At 51.3% G+C, this 7,701-nt stretch carries 6 protein-coding genes and 3 pseudogenes; 7 read left to right on the top strand and 2 right to left on the bottom strand.

The features are described 5' to 3' along the window. Together ACJHWK_RS23720 and ACJHWK_RS23715 are read right to left on the bottom strand one after the other, a co-directional pair. A pseudogene (locus ACJHWK_RS23720) lies at nucleotides 1-199 on the bottom strand (hypothetical protein); the annotation flags it as partial. Between the two features lie 209 nt (nucleotides 200-408). Next, nucleotides 409-927, bottom strand: coding sequence for an Hcp family type VI secretion system effector (locus tag ACJHWK_RS23715; RefSeq protein WP_001142958.1), 519 nt, complete (start codon nucleotides 925-927; stop codon nucleotides 409-411). Between the two features lie 696 nt (nucleotides 928-1,623). On the opposite strand from ACJHWK_RS23715, the gene tssB reads away from it, so the two are divergent. The 7 genes and pseudogenes from tssB to ACJHWK_RS23680 form a co-directional block, all read left to right on the top strand. Beyond that, nucleotides 1,624-2,124, top strand: coding sequence for a type VI secretion system contractile sheath small subunit (gene tssB / locus ACJHWK_RS23710; protein ID WP_000037390.1), 501 nt, complete (start codon nucleotides 1,624-1,626; stop codon nucleotides 2,122-2,124). Between the two features lie 34 nt (nucleotides 2,125-2,158). Then, nucleotides 2,159-2,383 carry a hypothetical protein gene (locus ACJHWK_RS23705; RefSeq protein WP_001521869.1) on the top strand — a complete coding sequence of 75 codons (225 nt, stop codon included), beginning with the start codon at nucleotides 2,159-2,161 and terminating at the stop codon, nucleotides 2,381-2,383. Between the two features lie 50 nt (nucleotides 2,384-2,433). Next, nucleotides 2,434-3,909 carry a type VI secretion system contractile sheath large subunit gene (tssC, locus tag ACJHWK_RS23700; protein WP_001521868.1) on the top strand — a complete coding sequence of 492 codons (1,476 nt, stop codon included), beginning with the start codon at nucleotides 2,434-2,436 and terminating at the stop codon, nucleotides 3,907-3,909. A 6-nt stretch (nucleotides 3,910-3,915) separates the two neighbouring features. After that, entirely contained in the window at nucleotides 3,916-4,329 is a 414-nt protein-coding gene (gene tssE, locus ACJHWK_RS23695; RefSeq protein WP_001521866.1) for a type VI secretion system baseplate subunit TssE, read from the top strand. Between the two features lie 3 nt (nucleotides 4,330-4,332). Then, nucleotides 4,333-6,183, top strand: a pseudogene (gene tssF / locus ACJHWK_RS23690) (type VI secretion system baseplate subunit TssF). Beyond that, the gene (gene tssG, locus ACJHWK_RS23685; protein WP_170886427.1) at nucleotides 6,147-7,229 is read left to right on the top strand and encodes a type VI secretion system baseplate subunit TssG; all 1,083 of its coding nucleotides are present in this window, start codon (nucleotides 6,147-6,149) and stop codon (nucleotides 7,227-7,229) included. Before tssF ends, tssG begins: the two are co-directional and overlap by 37 nt. A gap of 24 nt (nucleotides 7,230-7,253) precedes the next feature. After that, a pseudogene (locus ACJHWK_RS23680) lies at nucleotides 7,254-7,595 on the top strand (FHA domain-containing protein); the annotation flags it as partial. Between the last annotated feature and the right edge of the window lie 106 nt (nucleotides 7,596-7,701).

Here is a 7,701-nt window from a genome sequence, read left to right as displayed (position 1 = left end):
CATCGCCCTGCCATACCGTCAGGTAGGCCATTTTGTCCAGCACCTGCGCAAATTCAAGGGAGAGAAACTGCTGGCTGACCAGAGAGAGATCGAGGGAAAAGAGCGAAGAGAGTGACTGGTTCAGATGAAAGGAGACCACCGCAAACGCGTCCGGTGGCAGGCCGTCCACTTCCAGCGTGAAACGTAATCCGGTTGACATAGCAACCTCCGGGTTTAAGGAAAAACAGACAGTTCGCTGTTAAAGCGGCTGTAACAGTACAGTGTTACGCTTGCGTTCAGGCACGCTACCGCCGAAGTTTCCGGCATCCGCCATCTCCCGTGAACGTAACCCCTTACTGACAACCTTTCTTTTTACGGCGTAATACAAAAACAGCATCCGGCCTAATAGCCGGATGCTGTTGGCTTAACTTATGCTTCCAGCGGTGCGCGCCAGTCGTCGGCACCGGAGGTGCCAGACTTGACGTGTTCCCACTCTATTTTGCGGTAGGCCAGTGAAACTTCGAGCAACTGGGTGAACTCGCGTTTCGCCGGATCCTGGCAATGCGGCATATGCAGTTTCATATCGACAATCGTCGAATCGGTCAGGCGGGTGGTGAAATAATGCTCCTGTTTGCCTTCCACAGAGGTACGCCACCAGTGAAGTTCAGTGGTTGGCAGCATTTCGCCGGAGGCCAGTGCGTTGTACATCAGCGGAACAGCTTTGTTCAGCGCCACGGTAAAAATGAACGGCTTGTGAGCACGCTGACCCGCAGGCTGGCCGGACTGAGGATCGGTCGGGACAGTAACGTTATGCAGGAATTCCTGCACCAGCATCTCGTCTTCGTGCCCCTGCACATAGATGTTGCCGACAGAATCAGCGGTAAATGCACCTGCAGTAATATTTCCCTGGGTCTGACCAGTGATGGAGATATAACACGGTGTTGGCATTTGTAAACTCCTTGTTAACGTGGTTAATTACTACTTACAATGACCTGCCGTTAATCCCAGACAGGCAGATGCAGCTCACTTCACGGAACCGCATCATTTTTCAGTATTTTTTACATACAAACCGAGCTAGAATTTACGGTTGTCGTAAAAACTATTTTTAAAATCATTAAATCTCTTATTCAGCAATAAGTTAATAATATATATCTGGATAACCATACCCAACTATTCAAAGTCCGTATTGCCTCCATAAAATGGCCAAAGCTGAATCATGAATAAATATTGTATTTATCCTTTCTGAATTATCATTTTGATAATTTTTGAGATATTCCTTAAAAATACCCACTTAATCAATCACAAAACAAATATATAAACAAGCAATCATCATATTAGCTTATGTTTAATGAAATTATTATATAATTCAATAAGTTACATAAAAACTCTATATTTAAATTATTGCCATAATACACCTGACGCGAATTTCGCAGGTTCACACAATCTATTTAACGCTTGCAGAACACCTCTCTTTACGATCGATAAAAAGTCCTTTTCTTATTTATTTTGAAGCGTAGAATGCGGGGTGATGAAGGAGTGGTGATTTTATTTTCACCGCCATTAGGGCGGCATTGCCGATATTTTTTTGCGGTACAAATATGCCGTGTTCATGGCCTGTACGAGATAACATGACGGATCACTTTTATGAGCAAAAAATTTGAAGGCAGCGTCGCGCCTCGCGAGCGTATAAATATATCCTATGTCCCGAAGACGGACGGCCAGACGGCTGAAGTGGAGCTTCCGCTTAACATGCTCGTTGTCGGCGATACCGGAAATACGCAGGAGACATCCCCACTGGATGAACGTCAGGCAGTTTCCGTTAACAAGCACAATTTCGGTGCGGTGATGGCTGAAGCAGCCATTGGCCTCAATTTTACCGTCCCCGCCACGCTGAAGGGAAGCACAACGGACGATGAACTGAATGTGGCGCTGAATATCAAGTCACTGGATGATTTTTCACCGGACAGCGTGGCCCGGCAGGTTCCGGAAGTTAATAAATTGCTGGAATTGCGTGAAGCACTGACTGCGCTGAAGGGGCCGATGGGCAACCTTCCGGCATTCCGTACCCAGCTCCAGGCATTGCTGGAAAATGAGGAGTCCCGCGAGCAGTTGCTCAAAGAAATCGGCCAAGTGAGTGGGAAATAACCACCACTATTTCATTAAACAGGGTTATCCAGACATGGCGGCACACAAAAATATCTCCGGGAAACACCCCCTCTCTGACGAAGACATTTTGCAGGCGGTTTACCGGGTATGTTTCAGCCCGTCCGGTGAAATCAACCGGGATGGCGTGGATGCGCTGATTACAACACTGGATCGCCGTATCAGTGATCTATTGGATGAGATTATCCATCTTTGTGAGTTTCAGCAGAGCGCGCCGTACTGGCGGCGCGTACTTCACTGACGGCGAAAACCCGGTTTCAGAAACACAGCTAAAACAGAAGGATTTTCAGTATGTCTTTACAGGAAGAGGAACTCGTTTCCAGTCATGCCGGGCAGACTGATCAGGCATCGTCGCTGCTTGATCAAATCATGGCTCAGACCCGTATTCAGCCCGGTTCAGAAGGTTATGACGTTGCCCGCCAGGGTGTGACAGCCTTTATTGCCAGCATCCTGCAATCCACTGCATCTGCCGAACCGGTCAATAAACTGGCCGTGGACAGCATGATTGCAGATATTGATGAACGCATCAGCCGCCAGATGGATGTCATCATCCATGCGCCTGCCTTTCAGCAGGTCGAGTCGTTCTGGCGCTCACTGAAAACCATGGTGGATCGCGTTGATTTCCGTGAAAACATCAAGGTCAACGTGCTTCATGTCACCAAGCAGGAACTTCTGGAAGACTTTGAGTTTGCGCCAGAAATTATTCAGTCCGGATTTTATAAGCACGTTTATTCGTCCGGTTTCGGACAGTTTGGCGGTGAACCCATCGCTGCCGTGCTGGGCGCTTATGAGTTCAAAAATACCGCGCCTGACATGAAACTGCTGCAATACGTCAGTGCCGTGGGCGCAATGGCGCACGCACCGTTCCTGTCCTCCGTTTCCCCGGAGTTTATGGAGCTGAACTCGTGGACCGAACTGCCTAATATCAAAGATCTTTATGCCATCTTTGAAGGTCCGGCCTACACCAAATGGCGCGCCCTGCGTGACTCGGAAGATTCGCGCTATTTAGGGCTTACGGCACCCCGCTTCCTGCTTCGCCAGCCCTATTCACCAACAGATAACCCTGTTAAGAACTTTAACTATTACGAAGATGTCAGCCAGAACCACGAAGATTATCTGTGGGGTAATACGGCCTGGATGCTGGCATGCAATATCGCAGACAGTTTTGCCAAATACCGCTGGTGTCCAAACATTATCGGTCCGCAAAGCGGCGGCGCAGTGAAAGATCTGCCGGTGCATCTGTTCGAAACGATGGGGCAGATTCAGGCCAAAATCCCAACCGAGGTGCTGGTCACCGATCGCCGCGAATTTGAACTGGCTGAAGAGGGTTTTATCACCCTTACCATGCGTAAAGACTCTGATAATGCAGCCTTTTTCTCTGCAAACTCGGTACAAAAACCGAAGCACTTTCCGGGAAAAGACGCAGAAACCAACTATAAGCTGGGTACGCAGCTTCCTTATCTCTTCATCATCAATCGGTTAGCGCACTACATCAAGGTGTTGCAGCGTGAACAACTGGGGTCATGGAAAGAAAGGAGCGACTTAGAAAGAGAGCTTAATACCTGGATCCGTCAGTATGTTGCCGACCAGGAAAACCCGCCTGCAGACGTGCGCAGCCGCAAACCTCTGCGCGCTGCCAAAGTTGAGGTTATGGATGTAGAAGGCGAACCCGGCTGGTACCAGGTTGCGCTAAGCGTGAGGCCTCATTTTAAATTTATGGGGGCAAATTTTGAGCTTTCCCTGGTTGGCCGGTTAGACAGGGAGTAACACACCATGATACCGGATCGGGAAAGAACCACAGGTTCTCTTTTTGAGCGTATGGAAGCCTCTTCAGCCAGAAACCGGCAGGGAGGCAGTATTCATTCGCTCAGGCAATCCATTCGCCAGAACCTACGAAACATTCTTAATACCCGGTCCGGTAGTTGCCGGGGTGCGCCTGAGCTGGGCATTGATGAACCGGAAGGGGCTGAAAACTTCCGCGAATCAATGAGTCGGGCCATCGCGCAATGTATAGAACGCTATGAACCCCGGATCTCACGCGCTGAAGTGCAGGCAGTGGTTTCATCCGCCTCCAGCCCGCTGGATATGACGTTTCATATTACAGCCTGGGTGACATTTAACGAAACGCATGAGGTGCTTGAATTTGATATGGCACCGAATGGCAGCCAGCATTACCGGGTGGACTGACAAATGGAATTTGAAGAACGCTATTTCCGGGAAGAACTCGATTACCTGCGCCAGCTTAGCAAGCTGCTGGCAACGGAAAAACCCCATCTTGCCCGCTTCCTGGCCGAAAAAGATGCAGATCCGGATATTGAACGCCTGCTGGAAGGGGTGGCTTTTCTTACCGGCAATCTCCGCCAGAAAATTGAGGATGAATTCCCAGAACTGACGCACGGGCTTATTAAGATGCTATGGCCTAATTACCTGCGTCCGGTTCCGGCAATGACCCTTATTGAATATACGCCGGATATGGATAAGTCTTCTGTGCCGGTGTTAATCCCCCGTAATGAGCAGTTTACAACCAACGCCGGGGAAATTAGAGTCGATGAAGTGCTGCCCTCCGATGCTAAAAAGGAGGAGCCGCCTCCCTGTACCTTCACCCTCTGCCGGGATATCTGGCTGCTGCCCGTTCGCCTGGAGCAGATTGAAAACCGCAGTACGACCCGTAATGGTGTTATCAACATCACCTTTTCGGTCGCACCGGGAACGGACTTCCGCACGCTGGATCTGAACAAACTTCGCTTCTGGCTCGGCAATGACGACAACTATACCCGTGACCAGCTTTATTTATGGTTCTGTGAATACTTGCAGGGTGCCGACCTGACTGTGGGTGAACAGCATATTCGCCTGCCTGAGTTTATGCTGAAAGCTGTCGGTTTTGAGCCACAGGATGCCATGCTGCCCTGGCCGAAAAACGTCCACAGCGGCTACCGGATCCTTCAGGAGTATTTCTGTTACCCGGATGCGTTTCTCTTTTTTGATCTTTGTGGTTGTCCGGCGTTGCCTGACGGATTGCAGGCTGAATCCTTTACCCTGCAACTGCGTTTTTCGCGCCCATTGCCCGTGGACATCCGGTTGCGCCGCGACTCCCTGCGCCTGTATTGCGCACCTGCCATTAATTTATTTATCCACCATGCAGAAGCCATCACGCTGGACAACCGGCGGGCAGACTATCCGCTGGTTCCCAGCCGCCATTATCCGGAACATTACGATGTCTTTTCCGTTAACGGCGTGATAAGCTAGGTGCAGGATATGTTCAGGAAAAAAGATCTGGGGCGTCCTGTTTCGACGCAGGCCGCGCGCCAGTGGCCTGCCTTTGAAAGTTTCAGCCATCAGATGGAATACAGCCGGAAGCGGGAAGTGGTGTACTGGCATCACCGGACCAAAACATCCCTGTTCCATCGCGGCTTTGATCATACCCTTGCTTTTATACATGCTGATGGCAGTTATCCGTCAGACGAATCGCTGCTCAGTAATGAAGTGGTTTCGGTATCGCTGACCTGTACCAACCGTGAGCTTCCGTCACAAATTCGTTCCGGCGATATCACCGGCACAACCGGTAAAAATGCGGCTGTTGCTTCATTTCGCAACATTACCCGCCCGACGCAACCGCTCTGGCCGGTCATTGATGGCAGCCTGCACTGGTCCCTGCTCTCCGCCATGAACCTGAATTATCTGTCATTACTGGATACGGACGCGCTGAAGCAGGTCATCGCCAACTTTGATCGCCACGCAATCCATCATCCGCAGACGGCGCGGCTGTCACAACAAAAGCTGGATGCCATTGAGCGTCTGGAGACTCGCCCTGTCGACCGCCTGTTTACGGGCATTCCCGTCCGGGGGCTGGCCTCCACGCTGTATCTGCACCCGGAGCCGTTTGTCTGTGAAGGGGAAATGTATCTGCTCGGTACGGTGCTTTCGCATTTTCTGTCGCTGTACGCCAGCGTTAACTCATTCCACATGCTGACCGTTGTGAACACAGAAAGCCAGGAGACATGGAAATGGACGGAAAGAACCGGGCAGCATCCTCTTATCTGAGTCCGGGAAATCCCCCGGCAGATAAAGAGCAGAATGATCCGCTGGCACAGGTTTTTCATAACGCCTGCTCTTACAATTTTTTTGCGATGGCGGAGCTGTTGCACCGCCTGGCACAGGGTGAAAAGGGGACGCCGGAATTATCCCTGCGCGACGATCCGGCACAGGAAATCCTGCGTTTCAGCGCCGATGCCAGCCTTGCGTTTCCCCTGAGTGATATCAGTGCGCTGAAACGGGATACGTCAGGGGCATTCAGGATGACCACTACCTTTATGGGGTTACAGGGGAGCCAGTCGCCTCTCCCCGGTTATTACCTCGATCACCTGGCCTGGAAAGCGGTACATGAACAAAGTCCGGTAGGTGATTTTCTGGATATGTTCAGCCACCGCCTGACCCAGTTTGTCTGGCATATCTGGCGTAAGTACCGCTATCACATCAGTTTTCGTAACGGCGGTGTGGATGCGTTCTCGCAGCGCATGTACTCCCTTGTTGGGCTGGGCCACCGCCAGCTTCGCGATAAGCTGGCGATTAATCACAGCAAAATGCTGGCGTATTCCGGGATCCTGGCAAATCCGGGACGATCCCCGGAAATAATCTGCGGTCTGGTGTCCCACTGTTTTGATTTGTCAGACGTGACGCTGCAAAACTGGCAACGTCGCAAGGTGGATATTGAACCGGATCAGCAAAATAGCCTGGGGAGTTATTCACTTAAAAATGGCGAAAAACTGGCAGGAAGATCGGTACTGGGCAACTTTGTTCTGGGTACACGGGTGCCCGATCTCAGCGGAAAATTCCAGCTCAGTATTACCAGCCTGACCCGAAAACAGTTCCTCTCTTTTCTGCCGTCCGGCGAAAACTTCCTGCCACTGACGATGTTTGTGTCCTTCATCCTGCGCGATCAGCTTGCCTGGGACTTACATCTGGGGCTGGCGCCGGAGCAGGTGGGCGCAATGCGCCTGGGCGATAACAAAAGTGCGCTGCTGGGCTGGACCAGCTTCCTCGGCACACCGGAAGAACGACCTTCAGTCACCATCAGGGTACGGTCGTAAATTATGATAATCACGGAGCAGAATATGCCGGAAGAGAAACTACAGACGCTTTCATTGCAGGTCATTAACGGCAGTGAGCTGGAAAGCGGGCGGGCGGCGCGCTGTCTGTTCACACAGCAGGGAAATGTCGGCCATGGCCCCGAATGCCACTGGTCGGTACAGGATCGTCAGCAGAGCATTCCGGCTCAGGCTTTTACCGTTATCCTGCACGATGGCACATTTTGTCTGCGCCCGCAGACGGCACAACTGTGGCTGAACCAGGCAAAAGTCACAGCAACATCAGACCTGATACAGCTGCGCCAGGGCGATGAGATCCAGATAGGGCGTCTGATGGTGAGGGTTCATCTGAACCGGGGAGATATCCCATAAGCGCTAACTTAAGGGTTGAACCATCTGAAGAATGCGACGCCTCGGTGCCTCGTTAAGACGATGCCTCGCGTTCTTCAATTGCGTTTTGTAGGCTGTCAGGGAT

It is taken from the genome of Escherichia sp. WS547, assembly GCF_046486065.1.
GTDB lineage: Bacteria > Pseudomonadota > Gammaproteobacteria > Enterobacterales > Enterobacteriaceae > Escherichia > Escherichia coli.
The sequence above is the reverse complement of the archived record's forward strand: the minus strand, read 5'-3'. Positions and strand labels throughout refer to the sequence as shown.